At 53.7% G+C, this 18611-nt stretch carries 21 protein-coding genes and 2 pseudogenes; 13 read left to right on the top strand and 10 right to left on the bottom strand.

Annotated elements, in window-relative coordinates:
• The first annotated feature begins 280 nt into the window (after positions 1-280).
• Entirely contained in the window at positions 281-1801 is a 1521-nt protein-coding gene (locus ACUW6V_RS07265) for an EAL domain-containing protein (RefSeq protein ID WP_454038218.1), read from the top strand.
• Positions 1802-1851: 50 nt separating this feature from the next.
• On the opposite strand, the gene ACUW6V_RS07260 is transcribed toward ACUW6V_RS07265, so the two are convergent.
• Complete coding sequence (locus tag ACUW6V_RS07260; protein WP_004386632.1) at positions 1852-2025, bottom strand: con-10 family general stress protein; 174 nt, start codon at positions 2023-2025, stop codon at positions 1852-1854.
• Positions 2026-2461: 436 nt separating this feature from the next.
• Between ACUW6V_RS07260 and ACUW6V_RS07255 the strand changes: the two genes are divergently transcribed.
• The 3 genes and pseudogenes from ACUW6V_RS07255 (at position 2462) to ACUW6V_RS07245 (ending at position 4876) form a co-directional block, all read left to right on the top strand.
• The gene (locus ACUW6V_RS07255) at positions 2462-2986 is read left to right on the top strand and encodes a YbaK/prolyl-tRNA synthetase associated domain-containing protein (protein WP_007849374.1); all 525 of its coding nucleotides are present in this window, start codon (positions 2462-2464) and stop codon (positions 2984-2986) included.
• A gap of 187 nt (positions 2987-3173) precedes the next feature.
• Entirely contained in the window at positions 3174-3620 is a 447-nt protein-coding gene (locus tag ACUW6V_RS07250; protein ID WP_004386633.1) for a DUF441 domain-containing protein, read from the top strand.
• A gap of 72 nt (positions 3621-3692) precedes the next feature.
• A pseudogene (locus ACUW6V_RS07245) lies at positions 3693-4876 on the top strand (CynX/NimT family MFS transporter).
• Between the two features lies 1 nt (position 4877).
• On the opposite strand, the gene ACUW6V_RS07240 reads toward ACUW6V_RS07245, so the two are convergent.
• Entirely contained in the window at positions 4878-5585 is a 708-nt protein-coding gene (locus tag ACUW6V_RS07240) for a CTP synthase C-terminal region-related (seleno)protein (RefSeq protein WP_004386635.1), read from the bottom strand.
• A 203-nt stretch (positions 5586-5788) separates the two neighbouring features.
• Between ACUW6V_RS07240 and ACUW6V_RS07235 the strand changes: the two genes are divergently transcribed.
• Positions 5789-6145, top strand: a complete 357-nt coding sequence (locus tag ACUW6V_RS07235; protein ID WP_054624649.1) for a DUF488 domain-containing protein — start codon at positions 5789-5791, stop codon at positions 6143-6145.
• Here ACUW6V_RS07235 and ACUW6V_RS07230 read toward each other — a convergent pair.
• On the bottom strand, positions 6142-6447 hold the full coding sequence (locus ACUW6V_RS07230; RefSeq protein ID WP_004386637.1) for a hypothetical protein: 306 nt from the start codon (positions 6445-6447) through the stop codon (positions 6142-6144). The two genes, ACUW6V_RS07235 and ACUW6V_RS07230, sit on opposite strands and share 4 nt — an antisense overlap.
• Before the next feature lie 436 nt (positions 6448-6883).
• Here ACUW6V_RS07230 and ACUW6V_RS07225 point away from each other — a divergent pair, with 436 nt between their 5' ends.
• Positions 6884-7825, top strand: coding sequence for a VirK/YbjX family protein (locus ACUW6V_RS07225; protein WP_054624647.1), 942 nt, complete (start codon positions 6884-6886; stop codon positions 7823-7825).
• A gap of 134 nt (positions 7826-7959) precedes the next feature.
• On the opposite strand, the gene ACUW6V_RS07220 is transcribed toward ACUW6V_RS07225, so the two are convergent.
• The 3 genes from ACUW6V_RS07220 to ACUW6V_RS07210 all read right to left on the bottom strand — a co-directional run bounded on the left by ACUW6V_RS07220 (position 7960) and on the right by ACUW6V_RS07210 (position 9623).
• Positions 7960-8133, bottom strand: coding sequence for a hypothetical protein (locus ACUW6V_RS07220; protein ID WP_007670864.1), 174 nt, complete (start codon positions 8131-8133; stop codon positions 7960-7962).
• A gap of 124 nt (positions 8134-8257) precedes the next feature.
• Complete coding sequence (locus ACUW6V_RS07215; RefSeq protein WP_004385761.1) at positions 8258-9226, bottom strand: chemotaxis protein; 969 nt, start codon at positions 9224-9226, stop codon at positions 8258-8260.
• Positions 9227-9452: 226 nt separating this feature from the next.
• Positions 9453-9623 carry a hypothetical protein gene (locus ACUW6V_RS07210; protein ID WP_004385762.1) on the bottom strand — a complete coding sequence of 57 codons (171 nt, stop codon included), beginning with the start codon at positions 9621-9623 and terminating at the stop codon, positions 9453-9455.
• Positions 9624-9770: 147 nt separating this feature from the next.
• Between ACUW6V_RS07210 and ACUW6V_RS07205 the strand changes: the two genes are divergently transcribed.
• The gene (locus ACUW6V_RS07205; RefSeq protein WP_004385763.1) at positions 9771-10007 is read left to right on the top strand and encodes a hypothetical protein; all 237 of its coding nucleotides are present in this window, start codon (positions 9771-9773) and stop codon (positions 10005-10007) included.
• Between the two features lie 116 nt (positions 10008-10123).
• Here ACUW6V_RS07205 and ymcF read toward each other — a convergent pair whose 3' ends face one another.
• Together ymcF and cspE are read right to left on the bottom strand one after the other, a co-directional pair.
• A complete protein-coding gene (ymcF, locus tag ACUW6V_RS07200) occupies positions 10124-10348 on the bottom strand; it encodes a cold shock small protein YmcF (protein ID WP_004385764.1) in 225 nt (74 codons plus the stop codon).
• On the bottom strand, positions 10332-10544 hold the full coding sequence (gene cspE / locus ACUW6V_RS07195; RefSeq protein WP_004385765.1) for a transcription antiterminator/RNA stability regulator CspE: 213 nt from the start codon (positions 10542-10544) through the stop codon (positions 10332-10334). The genes ymcF and cspE overlap by 17 nt, the downstream gene beginning before the upstream one ends.
• Before the next feature lie 533 nt (positions 10545-11077).
• On the opposite strand from cspE, the gene ACUW6V_RS07190 reads away from it, so the two are divergent.
• Complete coding sequence (locus tag ACUW6V_RS07190; RefSeq protein ID WP_087600023.1) at positions 11078-11731, top strand: epoxyqueuosine reductase QueH; 654 nt, start codon at positions 11078-11080, stop codon at positions 11729-11731.
• Positions 11732-11797: 66 nt separating this feature from the next.
• On the opposite strand, the gene ACUW6V_RS07185 is transcribed toward ACUW6V_RS07190, so the two are convergent.
• The gene (locus ACUW6V_RS07185; protein ID WP_142969587.1) at positions 11798-12259 is read right to left on the bottom strand and encodes a hypothetical protein; all 462 of its coding nucleotides are present in this window, start codon (positions 12257-12259) and stop codon (positions 11798-11800) included.
• Between the two features lie 177 nt (positions 12260-12436).
• Here ACUW6V_RS07185 and ACUW6V_RS07180 point away from each other — a divergent pair, with 177 nt between their 5' ends.
• The 4 genes and pseudogenes from ACUW6V_RS07180 to ACUW6V_RS07165 all read left to right on the top strand — a co-directional run bounded on the left by ACUW6V_RS07180 (position 12437) and on the right by ACUW6V_RS07165 (position 16467).
• Positions 12437-12610, top strand: a complete 174-nt coding sequence (locus ACUW6V_RS07180; protein WP_004385768.1) for a YnfU family zinc-binding protein — start codon at positions 12437-12439, stop codon at positions 12608-12610.
• A gap of 389 nt (positions 12611-12999) precedes the next feature.
• The gene (locus ACUW6V_RS07175) at positions 13000-14538 is read left to right on the top strand and encodes a methyl-accepting chemotaxis protein (RefSeq protein ID WP_454038173.1); all 1539 of its coding nucleotides are present in this window, start codon (positions 13000-13002) and stop codon (positions 14536-14538) included.
• Between the two features lie 204 nt (positions 14539-14742).
• A pseudogene (locus ACUW6V_RS07170) lies at positions 14743-15547 on the top strand (phosphotransferase).
• Between the two features lie 317 nt (positions 15548-15864).
• Complete coding sequence (locus ACUW6V_RS07165; protein ID WP_105618771.1) at positions 15865-16467, top strand: hypothetical protein; 603 nt, start codon at positions 15865-15867, stop codon at positions 16465-16467.
• Between the two features lie 163 nt (positions 16468-16630).
• On the opposite strand, the gene ACUW6V_RS07160 is transcribed toward ACUW6V_RS07165, so the two are convergent.
• Positions 16631-17569 carry an alpha/beta hydrolase gene (locus tag ACUW6V_RS07160; RefSeq protein WP_454038172.1) on the bottom strand — a complete coding sequence of 313 codons (939 nt, stop codon included), beginning with the start codon at positions 17567-17569 and terminating at the stop codon, positions 16631-16633.
• 70 nt (positions 17570-17639) lie between these two features.
• Between ACUW6V_RS07160 and ACUW6V_RS07155 the strand changes: the two genes are divergently transcribed.
• A complete protein-coding gene (locus tag ACUW6V_RS07155) occupies positions 17640-18575 on the top strand; it encodes a LysR family transcriptional regulator (RefSeq protein WP_012125048.1) in 936 nt (311 codons plus the stop codon).
• The last annotated feature ends 36 nt before the right edge of the window (positions 18576-18611 follow it).

The following is an 18611-nucleotide window of genomic DNA, read 5'->3' as shown; positions in this document are numbered from 1 at the left end:
AGGGTCGACGTTCGTCGGCCCTGCGTTTTTCTTATTAAATAACCCGCAATTAAAGTGCCGCTAAACTTTTATGTCAGCGTCACTTAATCAAGTGAAACTATTGAGCCATAATATGTAGTAAAGCTGAGGCTGCTTATTAATAACCCTACAGATTTTACTTACAGCCGGTTCGCTATCAGTTATAGTGAGCGGCATTATAAAATAACGACGCGGCGCCGTCGCAGGACCACCGTGAATCATGTTTAACAGGGTCTCATTGGGCTTGAATAAAACGTCCGGGATGGTGGGGATAATCATCGCCAGCCTGTTGTCCGTCCTGGCCGTTGCGCAAATAATATACTGGCGAACAGAAGCAAACCGAATAGAAAACTATACTCAGGCAGTGCTTGAACGCAGCGTCACGCTATTACAGCAGGCAAACTCACTTGCCGCGCGCGAGATGAAAATGGCGCATTATCCCCCCTGCAGCGAGGCCGATCTTAATTCATTGCGCACGATGTTGTGGGAATACCAGATGATCAAAGATGTGGGCCGCACCGGCGCGCGTGGGATTATCTGTTCCGCGCTCTGGGGACATCTTCCTGTTCCACAGCCGCTCACCGCAACGCAAAATATCGTCAGTCGTGACGGTGCCCGCTGGTTATTAAATTTGCCCCTGACAGACACCATTAACGTCAGCGCCTGGTGGCGCAACGATCTGCTGGTAATATTTTCTCCTTTCGTGTTTACCCGCTTTGAAAATGACGCAAAAACGACGCACTACAGCGCGATGATTACCAACTCACAGCGCGACCGCCGCTGGTTTACGCTCGGCCCCACCCAGGCCTTATTATCGGCAACTGATACTTCCTCACATTATGCCTGGTATTTCATCACCAAAGAACGCTGCAATGCGCAATACGATATTTGTGTCATTGCCGGTACGCACCCTTATGGCCTGATCCAGGCGCGCTGGTATACCCTCGTATTGCTCATCGCGCTCGGCCTGGCGCTCGGATTATTACTCTGCACATGCCTGGCGCTTTATCGCAAAAAACAGACGTCACTTACGGTGCGCCTGGAAAACGCGTTAAAAAACGGCGACCTGCGTGTGGCTTATCAGCCCATCTACGAAATTGAAACCGGCCGGATGAAAGGCATGGAGGCGCTGCTGCGCTGGCATGACAGTAATGGCGATGCCGTGTCGCCGGATGTGTTTATCCCGCTTGCGGAAAAAGAAGGGATGATGAGCAAAGTCACCGAATTTGTGACGACGCAAGCCATCGCAGAAACGGTGGAATTGCTGGAACCTTATGACCTGACGCTCAGCATCAATATTAGCCTCAACGATCTCTTCTCCCGTCATTATCTTAATTTTCTCACCCAACTGACGCATAACACCGGCCTTGCGTCGAATCGCATTATGCTGGAAATAACGGAGCGGGAAAACGCAACGCTTGCACATATGGAAGCGGCCATTTCGTTATTTAAACAACACGGGTTTTTAATCGCGCTGGATGATTTCGGCACCGGCTATTCGACCATTTCATGGCTTTCACGCCTGCCGATTGATGAAGTCAAGGTCGATAAAAGCATTACCGATGCGATAGGCACGCCAACGCTTAATAAAACGCTGCTGGTCAATTTAATTGAAATGCTGAAAGCCATGCCACAGCAGGTCGTATTTGAAGGGCTTGAACAGCGGTTGCAGGTCGATTACTTACAGGATAATTTTCCGGGCTGTTACGGCCAGGGCTGGTGGTTCTCGCGCCCCATCGACAACCAGGCATTACGCTTATTACTGACGATGCAGGCAAAATAAAACAGCAGCCCTGAGGCTGCTGCGATAACAGATAAAATCAACAAGCCAGATTATTTACGACCACCGCTGTGGCTGTTCTGGCCGCCTTTTTTACCTGCTTCGGACGCGCGTTCCGGGTCATTTTTAAAATTCCCGCCGCTCTGCTGTCCGCCTTTTTTACCTGCTTCTGATGCTTTTTCACGATTTTCGGCAAAATTGCCGGAACCACCACGATGTTCTGCCATAACAACCTCCGGGATTGGTTTAGTGTTACCAGAAAACGTCAATACTGAAAAAGAGATCATCTACCGAAAGTATCCTTACACTTGCCAGCAAGAGCGCGCTTCCGTGCATTTTTTCGCAAACGTCGCTTCGTGCCGATATTTCCGGCAAAGCCCCGATTGCGAATCGTCTCGCCCTGTTTCGGCGCTGCGCTTATTACGACGCATCACTACGCAGATAATATTGTCTGAATAATGACTGCCGTCGTTTTCATAAGACACTCTTATGACTGTAATACAGCTTCGTAAAGTAAGCCAAACGACAACCTTTATTTTCCGGGCAGAATCATCGTAGCTTGTTTATTTTATTTGCTTTTATTTTTTGAAATTGTGCAGGCGTTGCAAAATAAGCGAACCGCCAGTAAGGTGGAAAACCTTATCCGGTTAACGAGGCGACAAAATGAAAGGGATGGATATTCACCAACAACTCGTGGATTTACTGACGCACGGCCAGGCGCGGTTTCGGGTGATGGAACATGAGGCGATGGGCAAATGCGAAGCGGTATCGGAAATTCGCGGTACGCATTTAAGTCAGGGCGCGAAAGCGCTGGTATGCAAAATTAAAGGCAACGGGATAAAACAGGTTGTGCTCGCCGTACTCGGTGCCGATCTCCAGGCGGATCTTGCCCTGCTCGCGCAGCACCTGGGCGGTACGAAGGCGTCGCTGGCAAGCCCGGCGGAAGTGGATGCACTCACCCGCTGCGTTTTTGGCGCGATCCCCCCATTCAGTTTTCACCCGGAGCTCAAACTGGTGGCCGATCCGCTGTTATTTGAGCGCCACGACGAAATCGCCTTTAATGCTGGCCTGCTTGAGAAATCGATTATCATGGACACCGCCGACTATCTGCGGCTCGCCAAACCCGCACTGGTGGCCTTTCATCGCGCGCCGTCTACCAGCGCCGCTCCAGATAGCGCACCGCAATAATCAGCGTGGCGGCAGTCGCGAAAAAAAACGTGGTTATCCAGAGCGCGTCGGGCGAGAGTAGATCGTTCATCGTTTCTCCGGGAATCTCGCGTTAACATCGGGGGATGCTGCTCTCAGTGATAGCCCCTTTTGATGACAAAACAATGACGACGGGCGGCGCGTTTTCTTTTCTGGCAAGGAGCTAAGAATGTTTGATATCACGCTGCTTATCCTGCTGGCGCTTGCCGGTCTTGGATTTGTCAGCCACAACATGGCCGTAACGGTCTCCGTGCTGGTGCTGATTGTTATCCGCATGACGCCGCTCAGCGCCTGGTTTCCGTGGGTGGAAAAACAGGGCGTCACCGTCGGGATTATTATTCTGACTATCAGCGTGATGGCGCCCATCGCGAGCGGCACGCTGCCCACCTCCACCCTGTTCCACGCCTTTTTAAACTGGAAATCGCTGGTAGCTATCGCTGTGGGCGTTTTCGTCTCGTGGCTTGGCGGTAAAGGCGTGGCGCTGATGGGCAGCCAGCCGTCGATTGTCGCCGGGCTGCTGGTCGGCACCGTTCTTGGCGTGGCGCTTTTTCGCGGCGTGCCGGTTGGGCCGCTTATCGCCGCAGGGCTGGTTTCCTTGCTGATTGGCCGCCAGTAGAATTGCATCCACCACTCTTTTACCTGCTGTACTCACGCATCGCCATGGCGGTTGCGTGTAGATGAGGAACGAATGACAAACCTGACTTCCGGGCGTCGCGCCGGCTGGCTTCTGCTGGCGGGGCTGCTTACCATCGCGACCACCCTTCGTGTAACGTTTACCGGGGCAGCGCCGCTGCTGGACGCTATTCGCGTCGATTTCTCGCTCTCCACCGCCGCTACCGGCCTTCTGACCACGTTGCCGCTGCTGGCTTTCGCGCTGGTGTCACCGCTGGCCGCCGGCAGCGCGCGGCGCTTCGGGATGGAGCGCAGCCTTTGCGGCGCGCTGCTGCTTATCAGTGCGGGCATTCTTCTGCGCTCGTCCGGCAGTGCGGCGGCGCTCTTCGCCGGCACCGCGCTTATCGGCTGTGGGATAGCCATCGGCAACGTACTGCTGCCCGGCATGATCAAGCGGGATTTTCCTGGCAAGGTAGCGAAACTGACCGGCGCGTACTCGCTGACGATGGGCCTTGCGGCCGCCGCTGGCTCAGCGCTGGTGGTGCCGGTCGCAGCCCTTAGCGGCAACTGGCGCGGCGCACTGCTGGCGCTGATTGTCTTTCCGCTGCTCGCCCTGCTCCTCTGGCTGCCGCAGTTGCGCGCCCGCCGCCACGATGCCGTTGGCAGCAACGCGGCGATGCACAGCCGTAGTATCTGGCGCTCGGCGCTCGCCTGGCAGGTGACGCTCTTTCTGGGCGTTAACTCGCTTATCTATTACATCGTTATCGGCTGGCTGCCGTCGATTCTGATAAGCACAGGGTTTAGCGAAGCGCAGGCCGGTTCACTGCATGGGCTCATGCAACTTGCCACCGCCATACCGGGCATTGCGGTGCCGCTGCTGCTCGCACGGCTTCGCGATCAGCGCGGTATCGCCATTCTGACCGCCCTGCTTTGCGCCGTAAGCCCCGTCGGGCTGTGGTTCTTCCCGCATCTTGCCGCCTGGTGGGTGGTGATTTTCGGTTTTGGATCAGGTGCGACGATGATCCTTGGCCTGACGTTTATCGGCCTGCGCGCAAGCTCAGCGCATCAGGCGGCGGCGCTCTCCGGGATGGCGCAGTCGGTGGGTATCTGCTGGCGGCATGCGGGCCGCCAGCTATCGGCAGACTCCACGATCTGCTGCATAGCTGGAGCCTGCCGTTAATGGTCTGCGCCGCCCTTGCCGTCGTGATGGCGATTGCGGGCGGTTTTGCGGGGCGCGCACGGGAAATCGGCGCGCCGTAACTCAGCGCCGGGCGGCGCGTAAAAATTCGCGTACCAGCGGCACCGGACGCCCGGCAAGCGCGCCGCGCTCGTGCTGGAACAGCGTCGCCACAAAAAACGGATGCGTCGTCAGCTCGACGGCGCGCACGTCGCCTTCATTATCCCAGCCGGTGATTTTCAGCGCTTCCTTACTGATCGCCTCGACAAACTCCGGCGCCACGCCAAAATTGCAGTGATAGGCCTCTGCAATTTCCTCACGCCCGTAGGCGCGAGCGATAAGCGTATGCGGGCGCAGTTCAACCTCCCCGGTCTGTTCCACCAGAGAACAACTCAGCGGTGCAATGACCAGTCTGCCGCCTTGTGCGGTTTCGCCGTGGTTCGCGTCGCTCCAGCCCAGAACGTTACGGGCATACTCAATGACCGCATGCTGAAAACCGCCGCAGGTGCCAAGAAACGGAATCGCATTTTCACGCGCATACCGAATGGCGATAAATGCGCCGTCTTCGTTTTCATACGGGCTGCCAGGCACAACCCAGATAGCGTCATAGCCCACCAAATCTTCCGGACTTTTAATATCTTTGGTCGGGAGCCAGTCGTAATCGGCGGTGAGTTCCAGCACGGCGGCGGCGTCGTCAATCGCGAGCGGGATCGCCTGATGCGCGACTGTCGCGCTGTTGTAGTCGCCGACCAGCGCAATACGCAGGGTGGAAGTGAGCGGTGAGGTTTCCATAGGGTTTTCCTTATGCCTGAATGAATCACATACAACATAAGGAGCATCAGCATACCGATCTGCGCGGTGGCTAACAACACCCAAAATCAGCAGTAATAACGCCAATTTGCGAGGCGTCTCGGGCAATCGCGCGCTGTGGTTTGCCTCGCGCCTTTACGCGGCAGATAATTCGAACACAGAGAACGACAAGCCAGGAGGCAAAGATGATTACACTTAAACGCGTTTACGACGAGCCGGACGCGCAGGACGGCTACCGGGTGCTGGTGGACAGGCTCTGGCCACGCGGCATTAAAAAAGCGGATTTGCCGTTAGACGAATGGAATAAAACGCTGGCCCCTTCGACGGCACTGCGTAAGGCGCTGCATGGCGAGGTTATCGATTTTGCCCACTTTAGCGAGCGCTACCGTGAAGAGCTGGCCGCACAGCAGCAAGAAGGCGAGCGTCTGGCGGCGATCTCACGCAAAGGAACGCTCACCCTGCTGTTTGGCGCGAAAGACAGGAGCCAGAACCACGCGCAAATCCTGGCGGCGTGGCTCAGGGAGCTTGCAGACAACGCTTAATCGAGAAGCAGCGCCGTTTCTTCAAGCGGCAACAGCTGGCCGTCAAGCGGCATCAGGTGTTCGGCACGGACAAAGGCAAAGCCAGCCTGGCCGTCGGCGGCCACGACATCGCCCGTCACCAGCCACAGCGGGCGGGCGCAACTTTTGGGCAGTTCCGTCATAAAACCGGTCACCGGATTGATAAAGCGCTCACCCGGCTGGCAGAGGCTGAAGAGTTCTACAGATTTACCGATATTTTCCCGACCGGCAGCGGTACGGGCGCCGATGATAATGGCGAGAGCGCCTGGCTTGAGTTGTTGCATGGTCTTTCCGCGTTCGCAATAAGCAATAAATGAAACGCGTAGATCAGAACATTCTTATGTTGTGATGTAAAGATTTCTGAATCAAAAAACCGTGCATTTCCGCGCGAAATCTCCATTTTTTCTTCATCCTCTCGCCCCGCGTTTTCGCTAAGCTTGCCGTTAACGCTGTGATGACTGACCACACGGCACTCTTTTGCCTCACCTTACCCCGTTGCAGGAGCGGCTTGCGGCTCAATGAAAACGCGATACAGGCAATTGCCCTGCCTGTAAGGCGCATAACGACAGCCCTTCATGCTCTCCTTCTCATCTGCGGGGTGTTTTTTTCTATACACATCACCTGAAATTTGCCTGATTAAAAGACATTGAGCTGTCGTTTAAAAAGCCGTGATCCCGGATCGATATACTGTGGCGATTCGCGTTCTTTCAGGTTTTTCTCATGTCAGTCATCATTTCTCACGCTGAGCCTACCCCCAGTAGCGGCCTGGATCTTATTAAAGCCCTCACGACAGGCACACTGATGCCTGGCGGCTTATGGCAGAAAAAAAGCTATCGTCTTAAATTCGCGCTGCGAAGCTGTCTTTATCTGCCCGCCACGCTGCGTTTTATGAATGCCATGGCGAAAAATCCACGCTTTGAACAACTGCTGAGCGTGCAGAAAACGCTGCCGGGCAAAATTCATCGTCACTATCTGCGTCTGGGGTTAAGCGCGGGCGAGCGGGCGAGCGCCATCATTCATCACTACGATTTTATCCGCGAACGTGCGGCAGCGCGCCTTGCCGATGCGCTCTGCGCCACCAGTCCGCAGCCGCTGTTTACGCTTGCGGCGAAAGAGAAAACGGTCGTCATTAGCGCGTCATCGGCCCATAAAGCCGAGCGCGAAGGCGAAAGCACGCTGTGGCTGCACTGTGATGACGTGCTGCTCGCCAGCCTGACGTTCAGCGTGGTGCGCGACGCCACCGGCTACGGCATCGCCATCGGCGGTCTTCAGGGGCCACGCAGAAACGTGCCACATGAAGCCATTCGCGATGCGACAAAAGCCTGTTACGGCGTTTTCCCGAAACGTCTGCTGATGGAAGTCCTGTGGCTGATGATTCAGCAGCATGACATGACCCATTTCGAGGCGGTGAGCAACCACGGCCATGTGTTCCGCGGCCTGCGTTATCGCTTCAGTAAAGGGCGTCATTTTTTTGCAAGCTACGACGAGTTCTGGGAGTCCGTGGGCGGCGAGCGTCGTGGCGCGCGCTATTTCACGCTGCCGCTTACTGCCGCGCGCAAACCGCTGGAAGATGTCGCCAGCAAGAAACGTTCTGAGTACCGTAAACGCTACGAGCTGCTCGATTCGCTGGCAGCGCAGTGGCGCGAGCTGAACGCGCAGTAATGCTCAGGCGGCCTTCTGGCCGCCTTTTTTATGGCGCTCCCCCCGAGTTTGCGCAGCTTACCCGCTCGTGCCGGGATGGCCTCACACGTTGCGCTGATCCGCGCCCATAAAAAAACCGCCTGCTGGCGGTTTTTTTATTTTGCGTCGTCTTCTGAGCGATACGGCCCTTTCTCGTCGTCATCGCTGTCGTCACGCTTGCGCGTCACTTCCCCTTCCGGGCCCGGCGTGCCGCCACCCTGCTCTTCTGCCTGTAAGCGAAAAGCCTGCTCTTTTTGCGATTCACCGAAGTATCCGAAACCAAAAAACATGATGACCTCCTGTATCCATCAGAGTTAACACATTTAGTGTAGCTGACCAGAAAGCCTTCGCAGGCGCGGTACGCTTACCGTCTGTCTGAAAAGCGCGGGCTCCGGGCCGGCCGGAGCCTGACCGTCAGCTCGCCACTTTATCGAGTACGCGCTGAATCGCCGCGGAGAGTTCGTTGATTTCGAACTTCGCCACGTAGCCATCCGCACCCACTTTTCGCACATGATCTTCGTTAGCGCTGCCGGAGAGCGACGAATGGATAACGACCGGAATTTTTTTCAGGGTCGCGTCCATTTTGATGTTGCGCGTCAGGGTAAAGCCGTCCATTTCAGGCATTTCAAGGTCAGTCAGCACCATCGCGATTTTATCGGTGATCGACTGCCCTTCCGCCTGCGCCTCTTTCGCCATGAGCTTAATTTTTTCCCAGGCTTCGAGGCCTGTGGTGTGCATGAGCGCCGGAATGCCCATACTCTTAAGCCCGTGCTCAAGCATAGAGCGCGCCACTTTGGAGTCTTCCGCCACAATAGCCACCGCGCCCGGTTTGAGTTTGAAGCTGCGCTCTTGCATCACAGTGTTCGGCTGACCGTCACGCACCGACGGAATGATGTCATACAGGATCTGTTCAACATCCAGCACCAGCGCCAGTTCATTACTTTGATTATCGCTGTCGAGGCGCGCGATGCTGGTGATGTTGCGTGAGCTGACGCCCGATTCCGCCGTATGCACCTGGCTCCAGTCGAGGCGGATAATGTTTTCAACCGATTCCACGGCGAACGCCTGGGTGCTGCGCGCATATTCGGTCACCAGCAGCAGGTTCAGGCCAGTGGTCGGTTTGCAGCCTGTCACCGCCGGCAGATCCACAACCGGGATTATCTGGCCGCGGATGTTTGCCATACCAAGCAGCGGCGCCTGCATGCCTGCGGCTTTGGTAATCGTCGGCATCGGCACGATTTCGCGCAGTTTGAAAACGTTAATACCGTACAGCTCAGGTTTCTCCTCTTCATTCGCAGATCCCAGCCGGAAGAGAAGCAGTTCGAATTTGTTCGATAAAGCGAGATTCGCCCTCTCATCGATATCTTTCTGGAAGTTATCCATATTGACCTCAAAGGTACGCTTGTGGGTGGTGGCTCATGCGGCGAAAGGGATAACGCGCTGGTGCCTGGTTTCAGGCACTCCTTGCGCCTGAATTTGGTTTAAATCGTTATCGGCAGGTTTTGCAAAAAGTAGAGGGGGAAGATAAGAACAAATTTCGGTGAGTAACAAAAAGGCGAGCGAGCGCAAAAAACGAAGCCGCCCGCAGGCGGCTGACAGGCGCGAGGATTCAGGGTGCCTTATGCCACGCGTCGCGCAGCGATTCGCGCCCGTGTGGCTCCTCTTTTTCCGGCAGGTCGTCCTCTTCCCACGGATTTATCGTATTCGGCGCATCTTCGGGTAAGCCGTGATGCTCATTATCATCTGCAAGCGGTCTGTCGGGATGGCGATTGTCAGGCATGGCGCTTTTTCCTCATATCCTCGGGACAAAGGAAAAGTGTAGCCTGGCTTGCGGGTGCTGACGCTTTTCTCACATCCCGCTCGCCAACGCCCGGTCAAGCGGCTAAAGTGAAACGTAGCGCCGACGCACTCACCAGAAGAGGTAAAAATGACGGGATCGATTGACGAAATTATTGAAAAACTCCAGACGCGCATCCTGGCGTATGAAATTCTGTTCCAGTCATTGCTGGAAGAAGTGCCTGCTGTGCTGAAAGAACGCGTGGTCGATAATGCGCGTCACCACTTTGCAGGCCTTGAGGCTGGCGTTAACAGCGATCCGGAACGGGCGCAGAAAATTACGGCCGCACGCGCTGTAGTGGAGCAACTGCTGGCCCGCAAACATTAATTCATTAAGAAGCATTATCGCAGCGCGAAAGTGCGACGTATTTATTTCCGACCCTGAATGGAAATAAAAAAGAAAAAGCCCGCAAGCGGGCTTTTTTTACTGAATGAGGCGTATTTTTAGCGATGCGTATTCGTTTCGGAATGCATCATCGCGTAGCTGTCGTAACGTTCAGCCGCTGCAAAACCCACCAGCATGGCGGATTTGCAGAATATACATTTTGCGCCGTGCGGATTTTTATCGGTCACGTCGAAACGGGAAGTACGATACTGCGAGCCATGACACGCAGGGCATCTGAAATGCAAACCTGCTGCAATCATGTTGTCTTTAGAGCGCCACCACATTCACGGCTGACGGGCCTTTCGCGCCGTTTTCAACCGAGAATTCAACCTGCTGACCTTCAGTCAGTGTGCGAAAATTATCGCTCTGGATAGCGGAGAAATGGACGAATACGTCTTTGCTGCCGTCTGCCGGTGCGATAAAACCAAAGCCTTTATCCGCGTTAAACCATTTCACTGAACCATTCATTCTGTTAGCCATATTTTAATACCTTTATACTTGAGCCTTGCGGCGAAAATGGTTTGAATGACAGAAATATTCAGTGCTTAAGAGGGAACTCAAAAGAAGAGATATCGAAGGATAACGTCTGGAGATGAGTACTACTGAAGTGGAGGACTCGTACCAACCACTGCACAACGGGTTCTGCGTATCAAACCGAGGAGTTCATTAACGCATGCCCCACTCTTTTAAGCAAGCAGTAATGTGCCTTTTACAAAACTATATATTTATACCCACACGGCATTGTGCCGCTAGTCGATTTTCTCATTTATTGCCACTCAGACGAAAAATAAATTCTCCGGTTCGTTAAAAAAGCGGCCACGGTTATTTTAGACAATATATTTTGTAACCTTTGATAAAGCGTGACGCTATTTTTCTGACAGCGCCACGCCATTATTTTCAGCCCCATTCGACTCTTCCGTGACTCTCGATTGCCGTTAAAACCCCACGTCGACGTGCGTCATGCGTGAATTATTGTTAAGGTTTGTCTGATGACAACACTGGACGAGGTAATGATGAACACGTTTGTCAGGCCCACGCTGACGCTGCCGAATCAGGAAGAGAAACTGCTGCTGCACTCCTGCTGTGCGCCATGCTCGGGCGAGGTCATGGAGGCGCTGCAGGCTTCCGGTATCGACTACACCATCTTTTTCTATAACCCCAATATTCATCCCCAGAAGGAATACCTGCTGCGTAAAGAGGAAAATATCCGCTTCGCCGAACAGCACGGTATCCCTTTTGTGGACGCCGATTACGATACCGATAACTGGTTCGAGCGCGCTAAAGGGATGGAATGGGAGCCTGAGCGCGGCGTGCGCTGCACCATGTGCTTCGATATGCGATTTGAACGCACCGCGCTTTATGCGCATGAAAACGGCTTTAAGGTGATAAGCAGCTCGCTTGGTATTTCACGCTGGAAAAATATGCAGCAGATTAACGACTGTGGTCACCGCGCCGCGGCCCCGTATGAAGGCATGGTGTACTGGGACTATAACTGGCGTAAACAGGGCGGCTCGGCGCGCATGATCGAAATCAGCAAGCGCGAGCGCTTTTATCAGCAGGAATATTGCGGTTGCGTCTATTCGCTGCGTGACTCCAACCTGCACCGTAAAGCGCAGGGCAGACCGTTAATTAAAATCGGCACGCTCTATTATGGCGATGAGTCATAACGGTAACGGGCATCGTTAAGAATGACCTGATTACGAAAAAGCCAGGTCTCAGACCTGGCTTTTTATTTAATCACTGCTGCTACTGTCGCAGTCGCCCCCTGAGCCGCTGTCCGAACTGCAGCTGTCATGATGCGAGACGTGCGACTGTGTGGATGTCGAATTAGATGAACCGTGGTTCGTCCCCGGGTGATGCGAGGTATCGGTGTAATAACGGGTGTCGCCGCATTGACCGTGCGGCGCAGTCGTAAAAAGCCAGATGACGGTTTTTACCGCGTGCAGCATGACAGGAATTCCCACCAGCGCCTGTGCGACACGTGTAACCCAGATCGAGGAATTTATCACCCTATCCGCCGTGAGGTATTCCATCAGCGGCGTAAATGCGACGACCTGAAACAGCGCCAGCCAAAACCCCAGCAAAAAACTGTAAGCGATAACGCTATACCCCACGAAGGCCAGCAGCTGTTTTATGCTTAAACGATAACCCCAGCGTAAGGTGTTTCGCCAGTATGTGAAGTAGCGGTGTCGCATCCCTGATTCCTCTTATTATTGGTAAACAGGTTACCGCACCGGCACGTAGCCTGAAACTACCAGAATCGTGATCGCGCGGTATAAAAAAAGCGCAGCCGTAAATTAAAAAAATAAAAATCGGGCTATTGCGACTCAATGTGTGTAAGGTGCCCCCTCCACAATTCAAAGAAGATACTTATGGCTATTCATAAAAGAAAATCGCAAGACAGTTACTTAAGCCGTGTCACCTGCCCGAAATGCAACGAAAAATCTGAACACAGCGCCGCCCGCGTCAACAAGCAAAAAACGCTCATCTGCCCCGCCTGCAATCATTTATTTGTCTTCGCGCAGACTCCAGCGCATCCACTCTAAAACCTGTTTGACTATCCGGTTAAAAGCGCCGGTATTCCTGGTGCTTTTAATCAATTACCGCTATTTTATTAGCATGCTAATGCTTCGCCGCCTTATTTAATTCACTACTCCCGCGCCATAAACATCGCGTCACATTCCAATAAAATAAAATTAACGAAAAGCAAATCAGAACACATCCTCTTAAAATCAGCGTCACGCTTTTAATATCATCGCATTTATGTCATCTGTTTTATTAACATCACTACACGCCCATCTGCATTTCTTTGCGTTTATTTACTTTAACCCTGTCTAAAAGCCGATCCTCTGCCGCCGATAAACGCCATGAACCGTTTATATCGCGTGATGGAGAAATATTGTTGAGTATGAAAGTGAATATAAAAAGGATGGCAATGACAGTAAGGTTGTTTTCATTTATAACGCTTGGCGCGTTAATCGTTATTTTTCTCGCCAGTTCCGCCTCTAACCTGTGGTCGTTAACACGCAGTAATCAGGCGCTGGATGATGTGAATAAAGAAATCCGCGTCGTGCTTTCCGTGGTAGACCCGATTAACCATAGCCGGACCGTTCGCGTGCGCCTGATGGAAGCGATGATTAATCAGTCGTTAGGCAAAACCTCACAGGCGGAAACGTCACTGGAGGGCGCGAATGAATTCTTACAGCACGCGGTGGAAACTTTTGATTCCTATATGGCTTCGCCTCGTACGCCGGGAGAAGAGGAAATTTTAGCGCCCTATCGACAGACCTGGCAGAATTATCTCGACAACGGTTTACGCCCCATGATCGAGGCCGCAACCAATAATGACGTAGAGCGCTTTAACCAGCTTGCAAGCTTTACCGTACCGGCGCTGGATTATCAGTTCGAAAATGAATTGCTGAAACTCCTCTCTTTCCGGGAAGATTATGCGCATAACCTTAATCTGGATGCGCAGGAACAATTTAAATACAGCCTTACGTTGCTGGGTGGGTTTACGATTATTTTCATTCTGATTCTGCTTGCGGTATTTATTCTTATCCAGCGTCGGATCCTTAAACCACTGGATATCGCGTACGCCCAGTGCAAGAAAATGGCTGAAGGTGATTTACAGAATCCGATTATTTCGCATTCCGGTGATGAAATTGGCAGGATGCTTACCGCGCTTGAACAAATGCGCCAGTCCCTGTGCAATATTATTATTCAGGTCCGCGATTCCAGCGACAGCGTGGCGCATGCCGCTGATGAAATCGCCGCCGGGAATATCGATCTCTCCGCCCGCACTGAAGAGCAGGCGGCGTCTCTTGGCGAGACCGCGGCCAGCATGGAGCAGTTGACCTCCACTGTGAAGCATACGTCTGACAATACGCATAATGCAGACCTGCTGGCGGGTTCAATGCGTGAATCGGCGCAGGAGGGCAATCAGATTATGGAAGAAGCCGTGGAATCCATGATGGAGCTTGAATCAAGCGCCAGACGTATCGACTCCATTACCGGCATCATCGAAGGCATCGCCTTCCAGACCAATATTCTGGCGCTCAACGCCGCCGTTGAAGCGGCACGCGCGGGCGAACAGGGCCGCGGATTCGCGGTAGTGGCAAGCGAGGTGCGCAATCTGGCGCAGCGCTCTTCCGCCGCCGCCAAAGAGATTAAAGAGCTGATTGAACAGTCCGGCACGCATATTACCTCCGGCAGCGAGAAAGTCAGCCGCGCGGGCGAAAGCATGAAGGCAATCATCAATTCTGTTAATCAGGTGTCGGTGCTTATGTCCGAGCTGGCGTTGTCCACCGGCGAACAGAGCCGCGGTATTGAACAAATTAACCTTGCGGTCAACCAGATGGACGCGGTCACGCAGCAGAACGCGGCGCTCGTGGAAGAAGCCTCTTCCGCCGCAATGTCGCTGAAAGAGCAGTCTCACCTGCTCAAGCAGACCGTCGATATCTTTAAAGTTAGCTGACAGAAAGTATTGGGTTTAGGTCTCAGGGAACACGGCGCCATCAGGCAGTCTCATTCATGTGTTCATGAATAAAGCGCCGGGCGACAGGATGCGCCCGGCGCTTTATTCACTACGCCGCGCCGCGCTCGGTTTCAGGACTGCATAAGACGCATCTCATCCCACTGGCACTATTTTCATGTTAAAAAAGAGATTATTTACGGGCATATGCTTCAGGAAAAACGCATGTCTGCCGATCTCTCCCAAATGGGTAGTGCCCGCGTGACGCTCACGGCGGATAAAACAGGCCGCGCGGTAATTGAAAAATGCCCGGTGGGAGCCGTTGAATACGCTTTCTATCAGGATGTGGCACGTGAACTTGCTGATGCCGGTATCCTGACCCCAACGTTATTCGCTGCCGATGCTGAGCAGCGCAAGCTGACGCTTGAATATATACCACACGCCATTGACCAGGACGACGTGGCAGACGACCGCATTACTTGCGATACTGGCGCGCCTGCACGGTTATCCGGCTCATCCCGGCTGGCATTATCACCCGCATGGCTGGTCAGGTGCGGCGCTTGAAAATGCACTCAGCCGCCTGGCACTTCCTGTGCAAGCCGCCAGGCAGTTACGCACTTTTCACCGCCACAGCGCTGTGCTGTTTGATAAACCCGGCCTGATTTCTGGCGACAGCAATGCGGGCAACTGGGGCAGAAGAGAGAATGGTGAGCGAGTGCTGTTTGACTGGGAACGATTCGGGCGCGCAAGCCCGGCGATTGACCTCGCACCGCTGATTAAAGGCATGGGCACGCCGCAGGCGTTTGTTGAGATGGCCGGGCGTTACTGCCGCTTCTCATCTCATTACCCGGTGAGTGAACTCGCGCGCGAAATCGCCATCGCTAAAGCCTGGATTGTTACCGAGGTGGTCATACTGCTCTATGAGCGACAAAAAGCGTCGCTCCCCTTATATCTCAACTGGTACCGGCAAAATTTGCCAGACTGGCTGAATCAGTCGGTCAGGCTGCTGTAAAAAATACGCTGTTATAAATAGTCAAACCACGGCTCAAAGGCCGTCATCGCGAATAAAATAAAAATGCAGGTTAATCAGTGGAGCGGGCTAAAAGTTGCAGACGCCCTGCTGCTGGATCTTGCATTACCGGGCGCGCGGTATTGTAAAATTCAACAGCAGGAACCCCAGTCGTAATATCGCCGCCCCCCCAAATTAAGGGGGGCGTTCCGGCATGGAATATTTTCATCTTATTAATAGTTCGCGTAAGGTTCGTCATTCCGCCGTTATCCCTGCGTCAGTAAATACGCAGGGATTTTTATAAAGAACAGGAGTTCGCCATGCTAAAACGCTGCTCATCCCTTATTGTATTTTCAATGCTGGCCGCCCCGCTTGCACAGGCTGACACTCTTCGCGCCGTTGATGTGACCACTTTTGATGTCGCCGGTGTCAAAACGGGGATGGATTACGACCAGGCCGTGAAAGCGATCACGGAACATTTCCATGTGCCAGCCTCCGCGCTGAACGTCGATAAATTCCCGATGATGAATGCCGTAACCGGTAATAAGCAGCCACAGTATGTCGGCTATGAAAAAGATGGCGTGGAGCTTTCAGTACACTTTGAAGGCCGCGTACCGGTAGATCCGGCGCACCCTCTCGTGGTATCCATGATTACCTACAAACTGCCATGGTCAACGGATAATAAAACGGCCATGGAAAAGGCAGCTCTGGAAAAATATGGGCCTCAGTCTAACGGCACCTACACTACGCCCATGGTGTGGTGTAAGAATCCTGGAAAAATGGCGAGCGATGCCTGTAGCAATGACAGGAACCAGGCCACGCTGAAACTGGCGAATACCGCGCTCGAACTCTCCGATCCTTCCTGGAGCCAGGCACGCATCACGTTTATGGACAGCAAACAGACCCGCACGCCTGGGTTCTGAAACCGCTTAACGCGTAACCATGAACACAAAGGGCTGACGCTTCAGCCCTTTTCTCTTTCCGGCGCTCGCTCCGCTTTTTCTGGCCTTACGCCACGGTTTTTATGGCTCGTACGGCCTGGAGACGCATACTCAGCGCATTTTTGACATATCCATATTATTCATCTTATTTCGCCGCGTCCCTCGCATTAATAAAAGCATCCTCAAGAAAACGAATCGCGTTACGCAACGCCCGATCGGCTTGCGGCAGGTTACCCGCCAGAAGATGCCAGACATGGAACATCCCTGGCCAGACTTCAAGCGTGGTGCGCACGCGTGCCTCCCCCAGATTTGAAGCAAGCGTTAAGGCACCACTCAGCATGACCTCGTTCTCTCCGATCTGGATGAGGATCGGCGCAAGCCCGTGAACATTTGCGTAAACGGGGGAAGCATCAGGATGAGTGGGCAGCTCGCCGGCGAGAAAACATCGTGCCAGTGCATTAAGAAAATCGACGCGACAGAGCGGATCGATCCCGTCACGTGTCATCGCAGATAAACCGCGATGGGTAAGATCGGCCCAGGGTGAGATGGCCACCCCGCCCGCTGGCAGCGGAAGCCCCGCGTCACGCGCCTTGCGCATTATCGTCACCACCATCGCGCCCCCTGCTGAATCGCCCACCAGTACGAGGTTTTCAGGCGGGATGCCGCTATCAAGCAAGGCGCAATACGCGCGAAAGGCATCGTCAATGGGCGTCGGGAAGGGAAATTCAGGCGCCTGGCGGTAGTCCGGCGTATAAACCCGCGCGTGCAGCGCCGCAGCGATGCGGCCCGTAAGCCCGCGGTATGCGGTAACGCCGCCATGGACATAACCGCCGCCGTGAAGGTAAAGCACCACGCGGTTCTCTGTCTGTTTCTGCGGCTCACTGAGCATCGCCGGTATGTTGCCTAACGTAACGGTGCGGTAAGACACCCCTTCAATAGCAGGAAAGATTTTTTCAAGTCCCTGCATATAGTGAGCGCGCACCTCAGGCCAGCCCGCTTCTGACTGGCCATACAGTTTCTCTACCACGGGACCGGCGACATCGATCCATTTATCCAGGATCTCCTGGGCATTGTTCGGGAGCATGATTGAAACCTCTGTTGTTTAATTTCTACAATGGGATTGTATTTACTCTATTGACGAAAAAGGCTCCCCAATGACAGGCAGAAAAATCGCTTCGGGAAACACAACCGGGGCCGGGCTGGACATTCATACGCTGCGTATCTTTGTTGCGGTGGCGGAAGCCGGGAGTTTCGTGGCGGGCGGTAAGGCAATGGGACTAACGCGTTCTGCGGCGGGCAAAGCGTTGGCACGTTTAGAAGCTTACCTGGAGACACGGCTTTTTCAGCGGACCACCCGCAGTTTGTCTCTCACGGCGGAGGGCCACGCGTTTTATCATCGCTGCTGTCAGATTCTGGAAGATTTAGCAGACGCCGAATCCAGCATCCGCCAGAACCCGCGGCTGGCAAAAGGCATCCTCCGACTGACCGTCTCAGAAGGTTACGGCAAAATGATCGTGCTGCCGTTTATTCGTGAATTTTTACACCGCTCGCCAGATGTAAGTATTGAGGTTAGTTTTAGCGATCGGGTCGTGGATCTTGTCGAAGAAGGTTTCGATCTTGCGCTTCGTGTCGGCAGCGGCGTCACGAGTTATCAATACATTACGCAGGTGATAGACCGGACAACGCCACAGCTTATAGCGTCGCCGGATTATCTGCAGGAATGGGGAATGCCGACCTCGCTTGCTGAGCTGAAAAACCATCGCCGCCTGGTTTATGGGCTTGGGGCAGCCACGACGGCATGGAATTTAATTGATACCAGGCAAGGGCAGCTCGCGCTGAACGGTCGCAATTACGTCAGGTTTGACAGTGGAGATGCCATTCGCACTGCCGCGCTAATGGGGCTGGGTATTGGTTTTTTACCGTCGTTCATGGTGCAAAACGATATCCAGCAAGGCCGCCTTATCCACGTGCTGCCCGAAGCGCAGGGCGAAAATGTTGCCATCCATGCCATTTACCCTAACCGAAGGCATCTTCCTGTTCGGGTACGGGCTTTTATTGATGGTCTTAAACATTTTCTGAGTAATGCATAACCCCCTTTCTGTTGCCCGGCAACGGTGAATGTTAAG

It is taken from the genome of Cronobacter sp. 153480017-3 (assembly GCF_053627815.1).
This window is presented reverse-complemented; position numbering and strand designations above follow the sequence as displayed.

Excerpts from the sequence above, each read along its gene's own strand:
- ACUW6V_RS07250 (WP_004386633.1), top strand. The coding sequence starts at position 3,174 with ATGTTTGATATCACGCTGCTTATCCTGCTGGCGCTTGCCGGTCTTGGA.
- ACUW6V_RS07165 (WP_105618771.1), top strand. The coding sequence starts at position 15,865 with ATGCTAAAACGCTGCTCATCCCTTATTGTATTTTCAATGCTGGCCGCC.
- ACUW6V_RS07260 (WP_004386632.1), bottom strand. The coding sequence starts at position 2,025 with ATGGCAGAACATCGTGGTGGTTCCGGCAATTTTGCCGAAAATCGTGAA.
- ACUW6V_RS07160 (WP_454038172.1), bottom strand. The coding sequence starts at position 17,569 with ATGCTCCCGAACAATGCCCAGGAGATCCTGGATAAATGGATCGATGTC.
- ACUW6V_RS07205 (WP_004385763.1), top strand. The coding sequence starts at position 9,771 with ATGACGGGATCGATTGACGAAATTATTGAAAAACTCCAGACGCGCATC.
- ACUW6V_RS07180 (WP_004385768.1), top strand. The coding sequence starts at position 12,437 with ATGGCTATTCATAAAAGAAAATCGCAAGACAGTTACTTAAGCCGTGTC.
- ACUW6V_RS07230 (WP_004386637.1), bottom strand. The coding sequence starts at position 6,447 with ATGCAACAACTCAAGCCAGGCGCTCTCGCCATTATCATCGGCGCCCGT.
- cspE (WP_004385765.1), bottom strand. The coding sequence starts at position 10,544 with ATGGCTAACAGAATGAATGGTTCAGTGAAATGGTTTAACGCGGATAAA.
- ACUW6V_RS07255 (WP_007849374.1), top strand. The coding sequence starts at position 2,462 with ATGAAAGGGATGGATATTCACCAACAACTCGTGGATTTACTGACGCAC.
- ACUW6V_RS07235 (WP_054624649.1), top strand. The coding sequence starts at position 5,789 with ATGATTACACTTAAACGCGTTTACGACGAGCCGGACGCGCAGGACGGC.
- ACUW6V_RS07210 (WP_004385762.1), bottom strand. The coding sequence starts at position 9,623 with ATGCCTGACAATCGCCATCCCGACAGACCGCTTGCAGATGATAATGAG.
- ACUW6V_RS07175 (WP_454038173.1), top strand. The coding sequence starts at position 13,000 with ATGACAGTAAGGTTGTTTTCATTTATAACGCTTGGCGCGTTAATCGTT.
- ACUW6V_RS07155 (WP_012125048.1), top strand. The coding sequence starts at position 17,640 with ATGACAGGCAGAAAAATCGCTTCGGGAAACACAACCGGGGCCGGGCTG.
- ACUW6V_RS07240 (WP_004386635.1), bottom strand. The coding sequence starts at position 5,585 with ATGGAAACCTCACCGCTCACTTCCACCCTGCGTATTGCGCTGGTCGGC.
- ACUW6V_RS07220 (WP_007670864.1), bottom strand. The coding sequence starts at position 8,133 with ATGTTTTTTGGTTTCGGATACTTCGGTGAATCGCAAAAAGAGCAGGCT.
- ACUW6V_RS07265 (WP_454038218.1), top strand. The coding sequence starts at position 281 with ATGGTGGGGATAATCATCGCCAGCCTGTTGTCCGTCCTGGCCGTTGCG.
- ACUW6V_RS07190 (WP_087600023.1), top strand. The coding sequence starts at position 11,078 with ATGAACACGTTTGTCAGGCCCACGCTGACGCTGCCGAATCAGGAAGAG.
- ACUW6V_RS07185 (WP_142969587.1), bottom strand. The coding sequence starts at position 12,259 with ATGCGACACCGCTACTTCACATACTGGCGAAACACCTTACGCTGGGGT.
- ACUW6V_RS07225 (WP_054624647.1), top strand. The coding sequence starts at position 6,884 with ATGTCAGTCATCATTTCTCACGCTGAGCCTACCCCCAGTAGCGGCCTG.
- ACUW6V_RS07215 (WP_004385761.1), bottom strand. The coding sequence starts at position 9,226 with ATGGATAACTTCCAGAAAGATATCGATGAGAGGGCGAATCTCGCTTTA.
- ymcF (WP_004385764.1), bottom strand. The coding sequence starts at position 10,348 with ATGTGGTGGCGCTCTAAAGACAACATGATTGCAGCAGGTTTGCATTTC.